Here is a 20,263-nt window from a genome sequence, read left to right on the forward strand (position 1 = left end):
ACCCGACATTGGTAAGTATCGTCGTAATCGTGTCGATGGGAACGTCAAAAAGTATATTTTGATTTTTTCATTGACCTCGCGACTATCCATATATATATGGATTCCAAGGATTTTATTAGTGGGATAGGTTCACGAAAACTTCATATAATGTGTTCTAGAAAACCTTTAGCATGGAGAATCTAATGATTTAATTTATACTGTTCTAAAGCTATTTAATCTATAGAACTCTAAATCATTATGTCTAGAGTTAAATCTAGGTCAAATGCATCTTATTTTGATAATGCTTACTGGGTAAATGTTTCAAGCATTGTTCATTTTGATGAGTAAAATTTGAAACCCTTGGGGGCATGGATTACAGAATTTAGATCCCTTTGCCTTGGATTTAGCTCTAGACACATATGAAATCAACCGAAGGAAAATCAAAGTATATGGCTAACTACATAGGTGGTTCTGGCAACGATATCTTAGCAGGTGGTGCTGGCGACGATTACTTAGCAGGTAGTGGTGGCGACGATTTCTTAGCAGGTAATGCTGGCAACGATATCTTACTAGGTGGTGCTGGCAACGATACCTTAAGAGGTGGTGCTGGCAACGATACCTTAACAGGTGGTGCTGGCAACGATCAGTTCCAGTTCTTAAGTCGTGGGAACGAAGGTATAGATACCATCACTGATTTTACTCTTGGCGATAAGCTCGTGTTTTTGGCTGGTGGTTTTGGTGGTGGTCTAACGGCAGGTACACTTTCAGCTTCTCGGTTCGTTCTGGGTAGTTCTGCAACAAATGCCAGTCAACGGTTTATCTATAACAACGGTAATTTGTTCTTTGATGTTGATGGTAATGGTAGTGCTGGACAACAGCTGATTGCTAATCTAAGTGGTAGTCCAACCCTGACATCCCAATCGTTCCAAATCCTTTAAGTCCTAACTTTAGCCCTTTCAAGGTGAACATTTGTACTATGAAATAAATAATGTTTTTCACCCAATTTCGGTATTTTGGCGATTGCGATCGCTTAATTTACAGTCCAAAAATTTGGAGTTCAATCCATAATCTCTTTCTTCAATTGCAGCCGATGCTTGAAATGCGGTAAAAAATTGGATAGTACATATGCTCACGTTGAAAAGGCTAGCCCTAACTGATAACACAATACCGTTGGTGTTAAGCCTCAAATCCTCTTAGAGACGTAGCAATGCTACGTCTCTACATGGATACAATTTTTACCACCAATTCCTTATTCGACTGCAAGATGTGAGCAAATTCCCTGGTTTGAACAGAGGTAAGAAGTCAATTTGGCACAACTTCTTCTGTCGTCAGAGCGATCGCTACTAGCTTTCCATCTTGAGTTAACTTCAATCGTCGTCCTCGCCATTCAATTGTGCTACCAAAAAAGCCATTACACCAAATCCCAAAGGTGATAAAATCGCGTAAAGGCACCAACCACAAAAATTTGCTTGCGACTGGATCTTTGAGACCCTTGACTCCAACGAACCATGCCATAATTAATCTGACGCTTAAAGTTAAAAGCGCGATCGCCCAACCTAAATTTGACCCACCTGTAGCAATCAAGAATAATAAACTCATGACTGTACCCTGGGTAAAAATTAACCCCAAATAACCCCAAGGTCGAGAAACTCGCGTGCAGCAATTCCAGCGTGTCTGACGATGAATTAAATCAAGCAAATTTTCTGTAGCGATCGCATGATCAATAATATAATCAGAAAGGACTACTTTATAACCAACTTGTGTAGGTAAATAGCCAAGTTGAAAATCATCCGCTAGATAATCGGCTATGGCGACAAATCCCCCAATCGCTTCTAAGACACTTTTACGAATAGCGATCGTTGGACCGAGGGCAAAGTTCATTCCTTCGAGCGACCTAGCGACTAAAACACTAGCATGGTACTCAGTCGATATCCCCACAGCTTCCAGAATAGCCACCCAACCGCGAACAAAGGGACGATATAAACACGTTACAACACCCACCCCAGAATCGCCCATCGGCTGGATGACTCTTTGCAAATAATCTCGTCCAACGCGAACATCGCTATCTGCAAGCAACAACAGCGAATACTTAGCTTCAACCTCAGCGTTAGCTAAATTACTAACTTTTAAATTAGTGCCAATTGTGCGATCGCTTATAACGAGACTAATATCAACTTCTGGGAAATCTTCAATAATTTTCTTGACAACTTGCACACTTTGGTCATTCCCATCCCGCACACCAAAGACGATTTGGTACTCCGGGTAATCTTGTTGACAGAACGAGGCAAAGTTTTCGTAAGTCTCGATATCAAGACCGCAAATCGGCTTGAGAATAGTAATAGGTGGATGGAAATCGGGATCAACGATAGTTCGATGGGAAAAAAACTGAATTGCCGCATAAATCCCATAGCAGTAATAGGAAATTCCCGCAAGGCACAGAATGAGCAATAGCAAGTTGATTCCCAAGGCGATCGCAACCAAATAATCTGATACCATTTTGTATTTGGGATTTTAGACTTCTGCACATTAGCGCACATTCCGTCTAAATAATTACAGTCAGATTTATCCGACATCTTGCACCAATCCCAACAACCGCCTTAGAATGAATTCTAAGGCTAATAGCGCACATTCCACGCTTTGTGGACTCAAACCCCTATTCAGTCGTCTAAAGACGACTTTAGCTATTAGCCAGGGACTTCAGTCCTTGGCACTAAGGCTAATAGCGCACATTCCACGCTTTGTGGACTCAAACCCCTATTCAGTCGTCTAAAGACGACTTTAGCTATTAGCCAGGGACTTCAGTCCTTGGCACAATTGATTGCGTTTTCGCTGTTCCTTGACTGCGACGATCTCTTAAATAAGAGAAAAACTCACGTCCCTCACGCAGACGACGTATTAACATTTGAGGATCAGTCAGCATTTCACCGACAATCGGGATGATGGCTTGAGGACGAAAATAAAAGCGACGATACATCCGTTCAACAGCATCTTCAATTTCCGCACCGGCAAGGTTTGGATATTGCAGTGTTGACATTTGAATCCCTGAATTAGCAACTAAGGAAGTGTCGCTAAACCAATTATTTTCCTGCGCTTGCTGATAAAGTTCTGTGCCAGGATAAGGAGCAGCTATGGAAACTTGAATTGTATGGGGACTAATATCGCAAGCAAAGCGAATCGTTTCTTCAATTGTTTGCTGATTTTCGTTGGGCAAACCAATGATAAATGTACCGTGTACGGTGATGCCGAGTTTACGGCAATTTTCCATAAACTTCCGGGCTACTTCCAGCTTAATGCCTTTCTTAATGCCGTCTAATATTTGCTGATTGCCGGATTCAAATCCGACTAATAGTAGACGCAAGCCGTTGTCACGCAGTTGTTTGAGAGTATCATAATCTAAGTTGGCGCGGGCGTTGCAACTCCAAGTGAGCTTGAGTCGCTTCATGTGTTCGCTGATAGCGATCGCTCGTTGTTTGTCAATTGTGAATGTATCGTCATCAAACATGTATTCCCGCACGCGATCGCCAAATATAGCTTTGGCTTCATCCATCTCCCGTCCAACTGCTTCCGGGCTTTTAGTGCGATACAAATGACCACCAATCGTCTGAGGCCAAAGGCAAAATGTGCATTTCGCCGGACAGCCGCGCCCAGTGTAAAATGAGATGTAGGGATGGAGCAGATAACCGATAAAATATTTTGTAATATCCAAATCCCGTGCGTAAATCGGCAATACACTGGGCATAGAATCCCAATCGTGAATCAATGAGCGGTCTTCGTTGTGTAGTATATTACCGTTATTGTCGCGGTAGCTGAGACCCTTTATTTGCTCCCAAGAATTACCTTCTGCCAGTTCTTTACAGGTGTAGTCAAATTCGTGCCGACACACAAAGTCGATAATTGGATTTTCCCGTAGTGTTGGTTCTGGTAACACTGCTACGTGTGCTCCAATCAAGCCAATTTGTGCATCTGGGTTTTGCGCTTTAATTGCCTCAGCACACTTCACATCATTAGCCAGGGAAGGGGTGCTGGTGTGCATGATAATTAACTCGTAATCTAGGGCAATTTTCAGCACATCTTCGACAGTTTGACTGTGTGGGGGAGCATCTACAAGCTTGCTACCCGGTACGAGGGCAGCAGGTTGCGCTAGCCATGTAGGATACCAAAAGGAGGTAATTTCTCGCTTGGCTTGGTATCGGGAACCTGCACCACCGTCAAACCCATCGAATGAGGGAGGACTGAGGAATAGAGTTTTTTTCACTAATATCTCTCCTTTTTTCAAACTATTTTTTAAACGCACTCGTGAGCGGAGGTAAACGCAGCGAAAAGTGTGGTCATGTTCGTTACCCCCATGAACAACTTTTCAAGACAAAGTGACGCTGAGTCTTTGTGAGGAATATTATCAAGAAACTATACCAGATTTGCTGGTTGAGGTTTACGTAATTTCTGAGAATAAAATGAGGCAGATTCTTCACCTCTGGTACACTCTTGGGCAAATTTAATGAGATGATGTCCGACTAATCCAACGTGAATCAGGTCTTCTATGTTACCTGATTTCAATGCTGGTTTTGCCATCTTCCAAAATGTTGAACGATAGTTACCAAAGACACCTACTCGCAACAAAATATTGGTGAAATAAGTTAAACCTTTGCGGATATTTGCCCAAGAAGTGCGAGCGGGGCTGTTAGGAACTTTGATACGATTGGGGTAGGTATGCACCATATTATAGGCAAACCGTTCATATAAAAATTCCGGTTCATATGCTGTGGAAATGCAACGTTGCCACATTTCCATCACTTGTTCGTAAGGCATTAAATACTCGATATTCGATTCCCTATTTTCATCAAAAACGAGTCTTTCTTCTTGTTCTAACCTGCGCCATAAAGGTGTTTTTGGTAATGCATGAAGCAGATTAATTGTCAATACAGGAATTTGGGAAATCCGAATAAATTCGATAATTTTGTCTGCGGTTTCTGGTGTATCTGTATCAAAGCCGATGATGATGCCGGATACAACTTCCATCCCATAACTATTTAAAACTTTCACGGCTGACAAAATCGGCATACTCAAATTATGCGTTTTAGAAATAGCTTGCAGAGCGTCAGTTTCTGGCGTTTCAATTCCACAGAAAACTGTGCAAAAATAAGCTTCGCGCATCATTTCTAAAAGCTTGGGACTTTGAGCCAAATTCAGTGTGGCTTCACAAGCAAATTGCAGCGGATAGCCATTGCGCTTTTGCCAGTCTATCAGATGTGGTAATAACTTCATCGCGGCGCGGCGATCGCCTACAAAGTTATCATCGACAAAATACACCGATCCCGGATTCCCAGATTCCAACATCGTATCCAATTCGGCGATCACTTGTTCTGGAGTTTTCATCCGGGGATTGCTTCCATACAGTTCTGGAATATCACAAAACTCGCAGCGATAAGGACAACCACTAGAAAATTGAACATTTGCTAAAAAATAATCATTGAGATTCAGCAAATGATAAGCTGGGGTAGGAAACTCGCTCAGAGGCAAACGTTCCTTAGTTTCAAAACGAATTTGCTCATTTGGGCGATCGCTCTTTTGGTCGAGATATGAAATCATGCGATCGCTTGCATCCCCCAATTCACCCAGATGCAAAATGTCAAAATCCGGATAATATTCTGGACAACCAGAAACCGAAGGTCCCCCCACAACTGTGATTTTGCCTTCTTGATGGGCAAGTTCATTAATTTTATTAATATGTGGTCGCTGGATGTGCATTCCACTGACAATCACCACATCTGCCCACCGATAATCACTCTTGTTAGCTTCATTGATATTCTCATCAATAAAGCGCACATTCCACTTTTCGGGTAAATAAGAAGCCACAATCAAAATACCTTGGGGTGGCATAAAAGCCTTAACATTACCCATCAGCGGGTAAGCATGATGAAAAGTACCAAAAGAGCGGCTGTACTTAGGAAATATACAGAGGATATTTCGATGATGCAAAGGAACGTAAGAAGTTCTTTTATTAGCAGCGGATGACAATTCCCCTAGAGAAATTGGCTTTTCTTCATATTTAAGATTAACAGTCATACCAATTTTAGATTTGAGATTTGGGATTGGAGACGTTGATGCTTAGGCAATCTTAATACAACGGCAGCATAAATTCATCACGAAAATCTGAAAGAAAACTCTGCGAAACGAGTGCGCTAACCTTAGCGCTCCTCTGCGTTGAAAAAAGCTACTAATCATTACATTATAGTACTTAGCAACTTCCCACTTGCTGTATTCAATTTGCACTCTATTACCCCTTTCCGACAATATAGAACCAATCAAGGTAACATTTATTAACGTTGGGTAAATAAAGACAAATTAATATAACTTTAGATAGATGCATTTTTATATAACAAACTAAAATAACTTATTGCTGCCTTGGTGGTTCGTTAGCGAAATAAATTGGCAAATAATCGAGATGAATTTGATTTCCTTCCTTCTGCGTTCTTCTTGGGGAATGGTAGCGATCGCCATCAGCACCGGTTTACTGAGCGGAGGTAGCAGTGCTAGCCTGATTGCCTTAATTAGCCGTGCTACTAGTAATGATGCCACATCACGCCTCAGTGCGATCGCCTGGGGTTTCGTTGGACTGGCAACGGTTGCTTTAACTACCAGTATCATTTCCCAAATAATGCTGATTCGCTTATCTGAAAATGCCGTTTTACAATTACGGATGAGTTTGAGTCGTCAACTTCTGGCATCTGAGTTGAATCATCTAGAAAAGTTAGGAAATCCCCGATTATTAGCAACCCTCACCGAGGATGTTCAAGCAGTTGCCAATGCTGTTCAGAAGCTTCCTTTTTTCTGCGTTGATATTGCCATAGTTTTAGGTTGCTTGCTATACATAACTTGGCTTTCGTGGCAAGTATTGCTGATGGTAGTGGTATTTTCAATTTTAGCGATCGCTAGTTGTCAGTGGTTGTTACAAAGAGGGAGACATTTTCTTAGTCTAGCGCGTGACGATCAAGATTTGCTTTTTTTACATTTGGGAACCATCACCCAAGGAATCAAAGAACTCAAATTGCACTATAATCGGCGTCAAGTCTTTCTTACCCAACAACTCGAATCAACAGCTACCACATTTCGTAACCATAATATTCGCGGTTTGACTTTTTTTGCCACAACTTCGAGTTGGGGGAGACTGCTGTTTTTTTTCTCAATAGGTTTTATCCTGTTTGCGCTTCCCAATCTTTTTCCCATCAGTCCGCAAACACTATCTGGCTACATCTTGACTTTCACATATTTGATGTTGCCAATGGAAAATATCATCAACAACCTGCCTTTATTAAGCAAAGCCAGCATTGCTTTACAAAAGATAGAATCTCTTGGTTTATTGTTGAATAATCAAGCGGAAATGTCAACAGTTCCACCTGCAATTAAATCTGATTGGCACAACTTACAAATTGTGGATGTTACCCACACTTTCCGCACAGACACCGAAGACAGCAACTTTATTCTCGGTCCAATTAATCTGACATTTTATCCGCAAGAATTAGTGTTTATTGTTGGTGGTAATGGTAGCGGTAAATCGACTTTAGCCAAACTCATCACCGGACTTTACATCCCAGAATCCGGCGAAGTTGTTTTAGATAAAGAGTTAATTAACGAACAGAATCGAGAGTGGTATCGGCAACATTTTTCTGTCGTGTTCTCTGACTTTTATTTATTCGACACCCTTTTAGGGTTAGAAAATATTCACCTCGATATTCAAGCGCAAGAATATTTGAAGTTATTGCAACTCGATCACAAAGTTAAAATTGAAAATGGCAAACTTTCTACCACAAATCTTTCTCAAGGACAGCGTAAAAGACTAGCTTTGCTCACAGCATACTTGGAAGATCGACCCATTTATCTGTTTGATGAATGGGCAGCCGACCAAGACCCAGTTTTCAAAGATATATTTTACACCCAACTGTTACAAAATTTGCGGGATAGAGGCAAAACAGTATTAGTAATTAGCCACGACGATCGCTATTTTCATCTAGGAGACCGAATCATCAAACTCGACTACGGTAAGGTAGAGTACGATAAGCCGTGTTGAGAATTCCCAGGCTAATTTAGGGGTTGTTCCGAGATACAGCAGATTTCACGTAAATGAAGTACATATATAAAACCCAAATCCTTGTAGAGACTACCAAGTGCTACGTCTTTCTACATGTATTTGATTAGAGTTATAGGCTGTTGTAAATATAATTATCTGGTTAATTCGAGCAGATGCAGAATCAGAAAATTTCATCCCTATATTATGCATCTCCATAAAAGACGTAGAGACGTAGCACATGCAACGTCTCTACAAAGGTTTTGGGCAACGCATAATAAACATAGCGGTCGATGTCTATTATGCATCGCTCTTGATTTCTATTTAGCTGTTCTATTTTTCAATTGCATATCAGATTAACAATACATTAACGATTAGATAAGTAATGGTAAAAATTAGGTATTTTCCTAGTGAGTAAGTTAGAGAATATGTTTAGAGATGATATATTTAAAAGTCGAATAAAGTATTCAAGGAACATAAACTATCCTTAATCTTGCTCCTGTATATTTGTTTTTTAAATGCAGATTAATTACCATATCTGGCAGTATATCTGCTAGTAAAAATTGACATTATTGATAGCAAAAATGGTTTTTAGGCTAATGATTCTATCTATTCCGATTAAGAGGCAATTCCATGTCTAAATTTACACGAAGGCAGCTACTGGCTTTTTTTGGAGCGAGTGCTGGTGCAGCTGTGCTAGCTCCTGCTTTTGGGAAAGAACCGTTTGGCAGCAATTTTGGCATTGCGAATGCGGTTAAACCGTTGAGATTTACGCCGGTGCGTTTACCTCATCCTTTACCGATTTACACACAGCAAAAGAGCTACTTACCAACAGGAATTGAGCAAGGAGAGGTATTAGAAGCGTCTGCCGATGCACGGTTAAGTAGCTACACCGTACTTGATGATGTTGTAGTACCACCGGAATATGAACGGTACTTAATTGTGAGTTGGGGCGATCGCGTCTTTCCCAACCAAGAAGATTACTTTGGCTACAACAGCGACTACACCAGCTTTATTCCCATTAATGGTAGAAGCCTCAATGACGGCTATCTTTGGAACAATCACGAATACGTCTCCTACCCATTTTTATTTGTTGCACCCGAAACCCCCAGTGATTTAGCCGGATTCCCCACAGCTTACTCCCTAGTTATTGGACAAAATTTACCAGAAGACAGAACTAATATCGAAGTCTTGGGTGAATTTATGTATAACATAGGCGGTTCTATCGTGCGGATTTATCGCCGAAACCCCAGTGGACGCTTTGCTGTTGTGCGTGACCCCAAGAACCGACGCATCCACGGACTTTCCGGTTTAGGGATCAACAGCGATCGCTCTGATGCTTATAAAAACGTCACCTCCTGGGGTTCCAAGAGCTACCAGAAAGGAGACGATAATTATCTAATTGGCACTGGACCTGCTGCAAGTGAAGTTTTTCCTCTCAGTTCTGACGGATTGGGTAACAAAATTATCGGCACCGGATACAACTGTTCTGGTGGCACAACTCCTTGGGGAACCGTCTTATCTGCTGAGGAGAACTTCCAAGGCAGTACAGCCTTTTTCGTTGGGGTGACGGAACCTGTCAACGACAACGGCACTCAGACACGTTACACCTCAGGCACCACAGGAGCTGCATTTGGCTTGGTTGGCGAAAAATACGGCTGGATAGTGGAAATCGATCCAGATAACCTGAATTTCCGCCCTCGCAAACACACTGCTTTGGGTCGCTACCGCCATGAAAATATTGCCTTGCGTGTGGAACCTAGAAAACGATTAGTTAGCTACATGGGTGATGACCGACGCGGTGGTCATACTTGGAAGTTTGTCAGTTCTGGTAGAGTCACCAATCCTACAGATAAAAGGAACAGCCGCTTATTTGAAGATGGTACTCTGTATGTCGCTCGTTACAGTGCTGACGGTACGGGTGAATGGATTCCCTTAGAATTAGATACTCCCACCAATCCGATTTTGCCGTCGGTGCTTGCTTCGGTAGAAATTGCCGCATTAGGTAGAGCTACCAGAAATGGTAATACCCCAATTCGGCTTTTCAGACCTTCAGAAAATAGTGTATCTGTCAGCGTTCTGACGACTACTGAAGCCTCTATTCTGCCTGCCTATGAAGGTAAGAAACTGTCAGATTTCTACACTAGTCAAGGTGCGATGCTAGTTGATGCTTTCTTGGCAGCCAATCTCATCGGTGCAACTCCTACAGCTCGTCCTGAAGATATTGAAATCAATCCCAGAAATCCCAGAGAAGTATTTATCGCTTACACAGATGGTGCACCGGGAAGTGATGGATATCCTGATTCGAGAATCTTTGTAGTTTCCAAGTATAGTTCTGATGTCAATGCCGGACAGCCTTCAGGGGAACTTTTTAAGATTACCGAAGATAGCGCTGATAGTACAGGTACAACCTTCCGTTGGGAGCGATTTGCTAAAGGTGGAGAAGCGGGGGCAGAACCTGGAAGTGGCTTTGCCAATGTAGATAATCTTGCCTTCGATGGTCAGGGTAACATTTGGGGCGTCACTGATATGTCCACTGGCTCCCACAATGGCTTTAATATAGGTGCTGCCGGCACTCCATTACAAATAGACCATAGGGTAGTAGGTGCTAACTCCCCCAGTCAGATTGACCCTAATATCAATGTTGAGACTTCTAGCCTAGTTGGGGTTTTTGGCAATAACTGGCTGTTCTACATTCCTACTATTGGTCCCGATGCTGGGGAAATTGTACCTTTTGCTTATGGACCACCACGCTGTGAGATGACCGGACCTACTTTCGTTGGGAATACACTAATTATTTCTGTGCAGCATCCCGGTGAAACTGCTCCCTTCACCCCTCAGCAAATTCTCAGCCGAGATATTGAGATGTTGAACTTGGATGGCACTCTGTTCACCCAAAGACGCAGTGTACCCCGTGGCAGTAACTGGCCCAGTAATCTTGAGGGCAATCCTCAGGGATCACCGCGTCCAGGAGTGATTGGGATTCGACGCAAAGAGTCGAGCGGTAGTCGTTTTGTTTAGTTAGTCGTTTGTTTTAGGTTGAATTTCGATAGGGGAAAAGCGATCGCGTGCTTCCCCTATCTTTTTTGTCTCTATATATCAATACAGTTGGTGTTAAGCCCAAATACGAGTGTAGAGACGCGACCGATCACGTCTCTACAGGTCTAAAATCATTACCATAAATCCTTAACACGCCCGCGTATTGGTCTATATATCTTTTTTATATCTAATATACGTATGAATTATGACTCTTTTCCTTGAAAAGTTTGATGTAGCCGAATAATTTTATACTGCTTGTCAGGGGATCGCGATATTGACCGCAAGTATTAATAAAAACTTATCTCCCAAATCATTCTGTATATATACAGGTTGTAAAAAAGTATTAAGAAATGCTTATTAAAAAATATTGCAGCTACTTGATTTAGTTGTTAAGGTGTGTGAGTGAAACAATTTTGGTGAATGCTCGTATTTAGGAGAAGCGTAACCTATGAGCTATATCCATCCTTAGGAATGAAAGCGAGTAAATTCTGGCTTGAATGGTAATTATGAGGTATTACAACAAATTAGCGCCTAATTTATCTCGTTTTTAAGAACTTAGTTACTTTCATATTTCAATAAAGAATTGATTCTTGTCTTACCCGTCGAGAAACTTCGGAGTTTTGATTTTTGTTTCTTGACAAGAAACACCGTAAGACCAAAAATTTGGAGATGAAAAACCGATGAATATACAAAATAAGGTAGCCTTAGTTACAGGGGCTTCCCGTGGTATTGGGCGAGCGATCGCATTACAATTAGCACAACAAGGCATGAAGCGGCTAATACTCATGGCACGCGATCGCGCCAAATTAGCTGAAGTAGCCGCAGAAATTGAGACAATGGGTGTCAGCGCGGTAATCGTACCGATAGACTTAACCAAACCGACTGCTGTAAATATTGCTGTTGCTCAAGTATGGCGCAATCATGGTCCGATTCATTTACTAGTTAATTGTGCCGGCATAGCTTACCAAAACTCATTTCTGCAAGCTAAACTACCGCAGGTTCAAGAAGAAATTTCTCTGAATTTATTGGGAACCTACACCCTAACTCATTTGGTAGCGCGACGCATGGCAAGCCACAGACAAGGTACAATCATTAATGTCTCCAGCTTGATGGGGAAAATTGCTGCACCGACGATGGCGACTTATTCAGCCACCAAATTTGCCATTTTAGGATTTACCCAGGCACTGCGCCAAGAACTAGCGCAATACAATATTGACGTAAAAGCCTTATTGCCTTCTCTGACAGACACAGACATGGTGCGTGACATGCGATTATTTCGGTGGGTGATCCCCATGACTCCTGAGGAAGTAGCGCAAGTACTCGTTGCCGGATTGTCAAAAAATTCACCAGAAATTATAGTTGGTTGGCAAAGTCATTTGGCTGTTTGGTGTCAACGTCTTGCACCTTGGCTGCTAGAGTTTATTTTAAAAATGGCAGCTCCACCGCAGCAAGTACCCAGAAGACATCAGCTTTATCAAAAACGGTTAGGACTAATGCAGAGATTGAGTTTGTGGACAAGCGATCGCTTTTTATCAAGAAACACAATTTCTTTTGCGTCTGCACGTAAAGGCTGATATATCGGTATAAACGTGACCATGGAACGTCTGATACATCGGTAGAGACGTGACCATGGAACGTCTGATATATCGGTAGAGACGTGACCATGGAACGTCTGATACATCGGTATAAACGTGACCATGGAACGTCTGATACATCGGTAGAGACGTGACCATGGAACGTCTGATACATCGGTAGAGACGTGACCATGGAACGTCTGATACATCGGTAGAGACGTGACCATGGAACGTCTTTACGATCATTTGCGATAGAGACGTTCCATCGGAACGTCTCTACTAGTGGTTCGGTTTTTGGATAGGAAAATTTTCCGGATGATGTTCGTCAGATTCCCATTTTGCAGGGTTATTAATAATATATTCCCTAATGCGGTTGAGAGATTCTTCATCACGAATAATACAGTCATGAAATCTAGTTTGCCATTTAAATTCTGTAAATCCAGCAATCCAAATTTGCTTGGTACAAACCGATTTAAATTGACCAATTATTGAACCTAAAGAATTAGATTGTAATCGTCGCACATTATTCGTAGAGACGTGACCGTGGAACGTCTCTACCTGGGGGAACGTCTCTACCTGCGGGAACGTCTCTACGACGGGTTTGTTAATAATCAAAATACCGTGCATGTGGTTTGGCATTATTACCCATGCATCTAATTGGACATTAGAGCGAATTTGTGATGTTTTCTGCCATTCTTCAGCAATAATTTCTCCTATTTGGGATAACTGCATCTCACCATCAATTATTTTGCCAAAGAAAGATTGTCGATTCTGGGTGCAAATAGTAATAAAATAATAGCCATCAGATGTATAATCCCATTTTGAACATCGCACTGTTTCAATACGGTATTTATTTTTATATAGGGTCATAAATCACAAAATCCAATTGTCGCAATTGTTACATTGGTAGAGACGTTCCGGCGGAACGTCTCCTTCGATGATTTGTGTTGAAGACGTTCTGGCAGAACGTCTCCTTCGATGATTTGTGTTGAAGACGTTCTACCAGAACGTCTCCTTCGATGATTTGTGTTGAAGACGTTCTACCAGAACGTCTCCTTCGATGATTTGTGTTGAAGACGTTCTACCAGAACGTCTCCTTCGATGATTTGTGTTGAAGACGTTCTACCAGAACGTCTCTACGATGATTTGTGTTGAAGACGTTCTACCAGAACGTCTCTACGATGATTTGTGTTGAAGACGTTCTACCAGAACGTCTCTACGACTAACGTAATTTTGTCAGGCAGTGATGTCTTCGGTATTATTGCTAGGATTATTCAATTAAAAATAAAGACGTGACCGTGGAACGTCTCTACAAGTGATTCATTAAGATATAAGCTGTTGAGTTAAAAAAACAGCCCAAGATACAAGATATTTAGATATATCTCGTATCGGAGCTAACCATAAATGCCTTCCCCAACAATCAGCTTCACGACTTTGCCGGAAATCATTGATGGTTTGCCTAATATTTCTGGTTGGGAAACAGAGGTGCTTGATGTGGTAAACCGCGATGCACCTGTATTTTTGCCAACAACAAACCTACGGTTAGAAGATATAACCGCAACTTTTGCGATCGCACTCCACATGCATCAACCAACTATCCCCGCTGGACAAGATGGTGCATTCATCAGCAATCTGCAACATATGTTTGAACATCCCAACGTTGGGGATAATCATAATGCGACGCCTTTTGCGTATTGTTACAGTCGCATGGGGGATTTTATACCCGAACTTGTAAGCCAAGGTTGCAATCCTCGCATCATGCTAGATTATTCTGGCAATTTGTTGTGGGGACTGCGACAAATGGGACGCGAGGATATTTTAAATAACCTGAAGCGGATAACATGCGATCGCACCTATCAACCTTATGTAGAATGGCTCGGTACAATGTGGAGCCATGCTGTAGTTCCTTCTACACCTATTCCAGATATTAAATTGCATATTTTAGCATGGCAACATCACTTTGCCGCGATTTTTGGTTGGGAAGCATTAGCACGAGTTAAAGGATTTTCTCCTCCAGAAATGCACTTACCAAATCACCCCGATACTCTCTTTGAATTTGTTAGAGCGCTGAAAGAATCCGGCTATCGTTGGCTATTAGTTCAAGAACATTCTGTAGAAACTCTTGACGGTCAATCTCTGGCTCACAAACATTTACCACATCGTCTAATTGCTCGCAACTCCCAAGGGGAAACAATTAGTATCACAGCTTTAATTAAAACCCAAGGTTCAGATACTAAATTAGTTGCTCAAATGCAACCTTATTACGAAGCTAAAACATTATCTAAACAACAATTAGGTGGTGTAAATATCCCCCCAATAGTAAGTCAAATCGGCGATGGTGAAAATGGTGGGGTGATGATGAATGAATTTCCTAGCGCTTTTAAACAAGCTTGGCATCAAATCGGAAAAACAGGCACTGTTGGTGTCACAGGTACAGAATATTTAGAATTAATAGAAGCAGCGGGTTGCAAAAGTGAAGATTATCCAACTTGTCAACCAGTAGGACAACATCAAATTTGGCAGCGAGTTTCATCCGAGAATATTCAACCGGGAGAAGTAGAAAAAGCAATTGAAGAAATCAAGCAAATTAATTCAAATTTTCACATGGATGGAGCTTCTTGGACTAATCATATCAGTTGGGTAAATGGATATGAAAATGTTCTCAGTCCGATGAATCAACTTAGCAGTTTATTTCATCAAAAAGTTGATTCCAGCCTGACCAGAGATTCTCATTACCGCAGTGCCTTGCTACATAACTTATTGTTGCAAACAAGTTGCTTTCGTTATTGGGGACAAGGTGCTTGGACTGATTATGCTCGTGAAATTTACCAACGTGGCGAAAAGTTAATCGTAGTAAGCGCTGAAGCGCTTTATTAGTTATCACTAACTACGAAATTCATCAAAAGTAAAAGGATTTCAAATTTTTTACTGACTTCAGTTGGGAATTTAATCTTAATTAAGAGAGCGCTGAAGCGCTCACTACGAAAAATCAAACTAAAGGTAAAAGGATTTCAAATTCTGTACCGATGCCAAGTTGGGAGGTAAAATTTAATTTACCTCCATGTCTTGCGGTGATAATTTGATAACTTACTGCTAAACTAGTTTCTTTATCAGCGCGTTTTTCAACAGAAAAAGACTCAATAATTTGCTGTTGCAACTCCTCAGGTATTCCGGGACCATTATCAGTGATGCGAATGGAAACCCAGCGAGAATCTGGTGCGTCAGATTTCGTCGCTGCCTGTGAAATAACTTCTGTAGTAATTTTAATTTTTGGTTTGTCATGTGTATTGGAATTAAACTTTTGTCGGACAGCTTCATCAAGCAACGCATCAACAGCTTGACTCAAAATATTCATCACTACCTGACTAAACTGCCCTACAAAGCAATATACTGGGGGCAGATTACCATAAGATTGGAGAATTTCAATTTCTCCTTTAATCCGGCTGTTAATTAACAATAAAATACTGTTGATGCAAGCGTGTAAATCTGCTGGTTTAGGATAAAGTTCGTCGATGTAACAAAAATTTTGCAAACTGGAAACAAGTTTTTTTAATCTTTCTGCACCGGTGCGGATACTCTTCAGCGCTTTTGATAAGTCTTGTTCTAAAAAATCAAATTCAATATCTTCTTTAAGAGCGATTATTTCTGTAGCTAATGGGAACTCTTTCTCGTAAGCTTGGATCAATTTGAGCAAGTCTTGGCTGTAATTTGAGACATAAGTTAAGTTACCCCAAATAAAACCTACGGGATCTAAAATTTCATGTGCTACTCCATCTACCAAACGTCCCAAACTCGCCATTTTATCATTTTGAATCATTTGAGCTTGGCTGCGTTCATAGCGCACCTGAGTTTCTATTCCGCGAATTTGCCAAGAGGCAATGCCCAACTCTTGTATATCTAATAATCTGTGGGTATCAGGTGCTGTTTTGACGATGACTGGTTCAGCCAAAAGTTCAGGCGATCGCTTTAATGCGATTTGCATGGCGCTCAAAATCGTTGTACTATCAGGAAGTAGCAAAATGCCTGTACGAGCATAGCTGTAGAGAACACTTAGCGGCTCAGTCAAAAATAACTCTTGTCCGTGGGGACGAATCAAAAATTCCAGCAATCGTCGTCGGGAAATCATACCAATAAATTTTCCCCGATCTAGCAAGATTACTCCAGGTAGCAGGGGGTATTTTTCAAAGTATTCAGCAACTTCTGTGCCAGTACAGCTAATTTCCACGCCGAAGTTGTATAGTGGCAGTTCTTGGAGAGTTGACTCTATAACGAGATTGCGATCGCTACCCTCAGATAAAATTGGTGGTGATATTTGCGAATTGAATTTCTGTTCCACTGGAAACCCTGGTTTGTACAAAGACAGCTTAAAGGCTGAAAGCTAACCAATAGGCTAACATTTTCACTTCTGCACGTCTCTGTCTGGGGAAGCGTGGTGTGGGGGACAACTAACCATTAATAACTAACAACTGTGCTACTTGCGGGGTGTTGACACCGGCTAATTAAATATGTATATTCAGAGTATATACATCAACCAAAAACCATTAAGAGCATCTCACTCTGAAATTTGGAAATTTAGCGGTGTGGATCTCTAACAAAATATTTGGAGATAGCTATGACAGCAGTTGTTGCTAAGTGGGGAAACAGTTTAGCTATTCGGATTCCAAGAGCAATAGCTGAACAAGTTCATGTAACAGAAGGAACGGATATAACTTTTACTGTCTCAGGCAACAGTATTGTAATCACACCGCAAAAAAGAAAAAAATATACGCTTGATGAGTTACTTGAAGGTATGACACCTGATAAATTTCATCCTGAGTTTGAAACTGGAAACGCTGTGGAGAATGAAGATTGGTAGTTAATTCATACTTTCCCGACAGGGGAGATATTGTCAAACTAGAATTCGGCTCTGCACAACAATTTACGGGTGATTCGATTCAGCGTGCATTTACTCTCAGGACATCAGGAATGTCGTTCGATGATATTGCTAGAACATTAAATAATGAACTAGAACAACAAGGACGTGAGCAGATTGGCTACCGCCCGGTTCTTGTTATGTCTCCAATTAGGTACAATCGAATGGCTTCCTTGATTTTAGCATGTCCAATCACTAGTAAAACAAAGGGTCTGAGTTTTGAAGTTCTGCTTGTTAAGGGAATGAAAACACAGGGGGTTGTGTTAGCTGACCAAATCAAAACACTGGATTGGAAAGCTAGAAAAGTCACATTTGTCGAAAAAGTTACACAAGATTTAATTGAAGAAGTACAAGCAAAACTTGAAACATTAATTTTTTAAATAAAAATCTAATTAAAAGCGCAACCACCCTATATGATTTGTGTAAATTCCCAGGATTCAGATCCCCGAATTATTTAAGAAGTCGGGGATCTTCCGGGACTGATATATATGTCATAAATAATCACCTTTACCACAACATCGATTTAATCAATTTATAACCTCCCGCTTTCAATCCTAACCAAGAGTGGAAAATCACAAATATAAGTACTATGGGGATGGTTGCAAAGTGAAGTACTCGCAAAGCTTGCCAGCTACCGAGAATGCCAACTATCCAATGAAACTGAGCAGGTTTATACATGCCGATGCCGCTGAGTATAGCTAGCAAAAGAATCGGAATGATCACAGTGTACGCTAATCGATGCCAGACGTAGATTCTGCGTTTTGGGTTTTGACTCGTTTGCAGTGCTTTCAAGTCATTAACAGCAACAAAGCGACGCTTCCAGCGTTGCGTAATAAAAATGTATAACCCGTACCAAAGTAAATTTAGGGCAAACACCCACATAGCTGCAAAATGCCAGTGTCTACCCGCACCTAACCATCCTCCTAGCAAAAATAGAGATGGAAAGTGCCAACCTGCACGTCCACCAAAAACCGGATTAGCATTATAAATCTGTAACCCACTGGTAATCATTAACAACAAAGCAATGATGTTGACCCAGTGAAATATCTTGGCTAAAAGAGCCTGACTTGGTTGTTTAGGTCGTGATTTTTTGGAAGGAGTAGATGCAGTCATAGGTGTTTTCTTTTTTAAGAGATTTTATAGTGGTAAACGGGGAAAAAATGGAGCTAGCCAAAGTTGCACTTGTACGTCCCAGCCTAAGAGAATAGCGATCGCACTACCGGCGATCATGACTCCGCCGACTCTTTGCAAAATCATACTATGCGATCGGATCTTTTTCAGCAGTTTCTCACTCAAACGACGACCCCCGTAAGCAAGTGCAATCATTGGTAATGCTGCCCCTATTCCATAGACAACAAGCAAAACAAAGGCATTTGCAATCTGATGTTTAACTGCTGCCAAAACTAAAATACTTCCTAAAACAGGTCCAGCACAAGGCGTCCACAGCAAGCCTAGTTGAGTTCCAAGCCAAAACTCTCCCTTTAATCCTATCTGTCCAGGCTTTCTAGTACTTTTACCTAGTTTTATATAACTGAATAAACGGTAACTCCACTTAGGAAAAACTGCGAGAATCCCCATGAATAAAAGCAGGAAAATCGCGACATTTCTTAGCCCACTAGCTAAAAAAGTCAACCAGGTTGCCGTCACTCCCAAAAGACTGCCGGCTACAGCAAATCCACTTACCAACCCTGCAACCAAAGCCACCGGACCATACTTGTGAGATTGAAGCGATCGACCCACTAACACTGGCAGAATAGGTAGAACACAGGGGGACATTACAGTTAAAAATCCCCCTAGCAGTGCTAAACCTGCCGTAGATAAAGTAGAAATATCCACATTCCTTATCCTAATAACTGACGGATTTTCTGCTCAGTTGTATCATAAGCACCTTCTCCTATGTGGTCATATTGCACGAACCCCTGACGGTCTGCCAAAAATAGATGAGGCCAATACTCGTTGTTATAGGCTTTCCAAGTTTTATAATCGTTATCGATGGGAACTGGATAAGTAATTTTGTGTTCTTTCAATGCTCTTTTGACATTGTTTACATCCCGCTCGTATCCAAACTCAGGAGTATGAACTCCTATCACCTGGAGTCCTTGACTAGCAAATTGTTGATGCCAACGAACAACAGAAGGAATAGTCCGCTGACAATTGATGCACGCAAAAGTCCAAATGTGAATTAATACAACTTTACCTTTCAGGTCTTGAGTCGTTAAAGGAGCAGAATTCAGCCATTGACTTATGCCCTCAAATTCTGGTAAAGCCTTACTATCTGAAGACTGTGCCGCAACAACAGTTGCCGGAGATGATTTGCTGGGATTATTATTTAAAGGAGTAGAGCTCTCAGTTTTTTTTGAAGCTAAGTCAATGATTGGTTTTCCACACCCACTTAGCATAGCTCCAATTCCAAAGTAATAAAGCAACTGGCGTCGTCGCAAAAGGTTTTTATTCATTGTAAATTTTATCACATTGAGAGCACGGTAGTAAAAAATGGGCATAAATAAAGCTACCATCACCAAAAACTGAAATGTTAACCAATGTTTCATCCAAAAGGATTTTGGTAAATTGAATTTCTTTGTTTTTTACTGATGTATTTGTCATTTAATATAAAACTAATTTATCAGCTTAATATTAAAAATACATGATAAATCTGCTGAGAAAATGCTGAGAAATAATTTTTGACGTTAGCTTCTG

15 protein-coding genes are annotated in these 20,263 nt (G+C 41.2%); 7 read left to right on the plus strand and 8 right to left on the minus strand.

Translation table 11 applies throughout. From position 1 onward, the window contains the following. Positions 1-428 precede the first annotated feature (428 nt). A complete protein-coding gene (locus OGM63_RS29580) occupies positions 429-917 on the plus strand; it encodes a calcium-binding protein (RefSeq protein ID WP_318528466.1) in 489 nt (162 codons plus the stop codon). Between the two features lie 364 nt (positions 918-1,281). On the opposite strand, the gene hpnI is transcribed toward OGM63_RS29580, so the two are convergent. The 3 genes from hpnI to OGM63_RS15535 form a co-directional block, all read right to left on the minus strand. Further along, on the minus strand, positions 1,282-2,475 hold the full coding sequence (gene hpnI / locus OGM63_RS15525; protein ID WP_263746489.1) for a bacteriohopanetetrol glucosamine biosynthesis glycosyltransferase HpnI: 1,194 nt from the start codon (positions 2,473-2,475) through the stop codon (positions 1,282-1,284). Positions 2,476-2,764: 289 nt separating this feature from the next. Beyond that, positions 2,765-4,234 (minus strand): hopanoid biosynthesis associated radical SAM protein HpnJ, encoded by a 1,470-nt coding sequence (gene hpnJ / locus OGM63_RS15530; protein ID WP_263746490.1) that lies wholly within the window; start codon positions 4,232-4,234, stop codon positions 2,765-2,767. A 149-nt stretch (positions 4,235-4,383) separates the two neighbouring features. Continuing rightward, positions 4,384-6,042, minus strand: coding sequence for a B12-binding domain-containing radical SAM protein (locus OGM63_RS15535; protein WP_263746491.1), 1,659 nt, complete (start codon positions 6,040-6,042; stop codon positions 4,384-4,386). A gap of 379 nt (positions 6,043-6,421) precedes the next feature. Between OGM63_RS15535 and OGM63_RS15540 the strand changes: the two genes are divergently transcribed. The 3 genes from OGM63_RS15540 (at position 6,422) to OGM63_RS15550 (ending at position 12,654) form a co-directional block, all read left to right on the plus strand. Continuing rightward, positions 6,422-8,044, plus strand: a complete 1,623-nt coding sequence (locus OGM63_RS15540; protein WP_263746492.1) for a cyclic peptide export ABC transporter — start codon at positions 6,422-6,424, stop codon at positions 8,042-8,044. Positions 8,045-8,674: 630 nt separating this feature from the next. Further along, a complete protein-coding gene (locus OGM63_RS15545) occupies positions 8,675-11,062 on the plus strand; it encodes a PhoX family protein (RefSeq protein ID WP_263746493.1) in 2,388 nt (795 codons plus the stop codon). A 698-nt stretch (positions 11,063-11,760) separates the two neighbouring features. Continuing rightward, complete coding sequence (locus OGM63_RS15550) at positions 11,761-12,654, plus strand: SDR family NAD(P)-dependent oxidoreductase (RefSeq protein ID WP_263746494.1); 894 nt, start codon at positions 11,761-11,763, stop codon at positions 12,652-12,654. Positions 12,655-12,933: 279 nt separating this feature from the next. Here the strand turns inward: OGM63_RS15550 and OGM63_RS15555 are convergent, their stop codons facing one another. Then, complete coding sequence (locus tag OGM63_RS15555; RefSeq protein ID WP_263746495.1) at positions 12,934-13,524, minus strand: transposase; 591 nt, start codon at positions 13,522-13,524, stop codon at positions 12,934-12,936. A 534-nt stretch (positions 13,525-14,058) separates the two neighbouring features. On the opposite strand from OGM63_RS15555, the gene OGM63_RS15560 reads away from it, so the two are divergent. Beyond that, positions 14,059-15,531: a polysaccharide deacetylase family protein gene (locus OGM63_RS15560; protein ID WP_263746496.1), complete on the plus strand. Its 1,473-nt coding sequence runs from the start codon at positions 14,059-14,061 to the stop codon at positions 15,529-15,531. 112 nt (positions 15,532-15,643) lie between these two features. Here the strand turns inward: OGM63_RS15560 and OGM63_RS15565 are convergent, their stop codons facing one another. Next, positions 15,644-16,990 carry a sensor histidine kinase gene (locus OGM63_RS15565; RefSeq protein WP_263746497.1) on the minus strand — a complete coding sequence of 449 codons (1,347 nt, stop codon included), beginning with the start codon at positions 16,988-16,990 and terminating at the stop codon, positions 15,644-15,646. Between the two features lie 276 nt (positions 16,991-17,266). Between OGM63_RS15565 and OGM63_RS15570 the strand changes: the two genes are divergently transcribed. Together OGM63_RS15570 and OGM63_RS15575 are read left to right on the plus strand one after the other, a co-directional pair. After that, entirely contained in the window at positions 17,267-17,509 is a 243-nt protein-coding gene (locus tag OGM63_RS15570) for an AbrB/MazE/SpoVT family DNA-binding domain-containing protein (RefSeq protein ID WP_263746498.1), read from the plus strand. Then, complete coding sequence (locus OGM63_RS15575; protein ID WP_263746499.1) at positions 17,503-17,946, plus strand: type II toxin-antitoxin system PemK/MazF family toxin; 444 nt, start codon at positions 17,503-17,505, stop codon at positions 17,944-17,946. Before OGM63_RS15570 ends, OGM63_RS15575 begins: the two co-directional genes overlap by 7 nt. A gap of 127 nt (positions 17,947-18,073) precedes the next feature. Here OGM63_RS15575 and OGM63_RS15580 read toward each other — a convergent pair whose 3' ends face one another. Genes OGM63_RS15580 through OGM63_RS15590 form a run of 3 tightly spaced genes read right to left on the minus strand, consistent with a single transcriptional unit; the run spans position 18,074 to position 20,115 of the window. Next, positions 18,074-18,679 carry a cytochrome b/b6 domain-containing protein gene (locus OGM63_RS15580; protein ID WP_263746500.1) on the minus strand — a complete coding sequence of 202 codons (606 nt, stop codon included), beginning with the start codon at positions 18,677-18,679 and terminating at the stop codon, positions 18,074-18,076. A 24-nt stretch (positions 18,680-18,703) separates the two neighbouring features. Continuing rightward, positions 18,704-19,402: a cytochrome c biogenesis CcdA family protein gene (locus OGM63_RS15585; protein ID WP_263746501.1), complete on the minus strand. Its 699-nt coding sequence runs from the start codon at positions 19,400-19,402 to the stop codon at positions 18,704-18,706. Between the two features lie 5 nt (positions 19,403-19,407). After that, entirely contained in the window at positions 19,408-20,115 is a 708-nt protein-coding gene (locus OGM63_RS15590) for a thioredoxin family protein (RefSeq protein ID WP_263746502.1), read from the minus strand. Between the last annotated feature and the right edge of the window lie 148 nt (positions 20,116-20,263).

This window comes from Plectonema radiosum NIES-515 (assembly GCF_025753815.1).
Classification (GTDB): domain Bacteria; phylum Cyanobacteriota; class Cyanobacteriia; order Cyanobacteriales; family Nostocaceae; genus Hassallia; species Hassallia radiosum_A.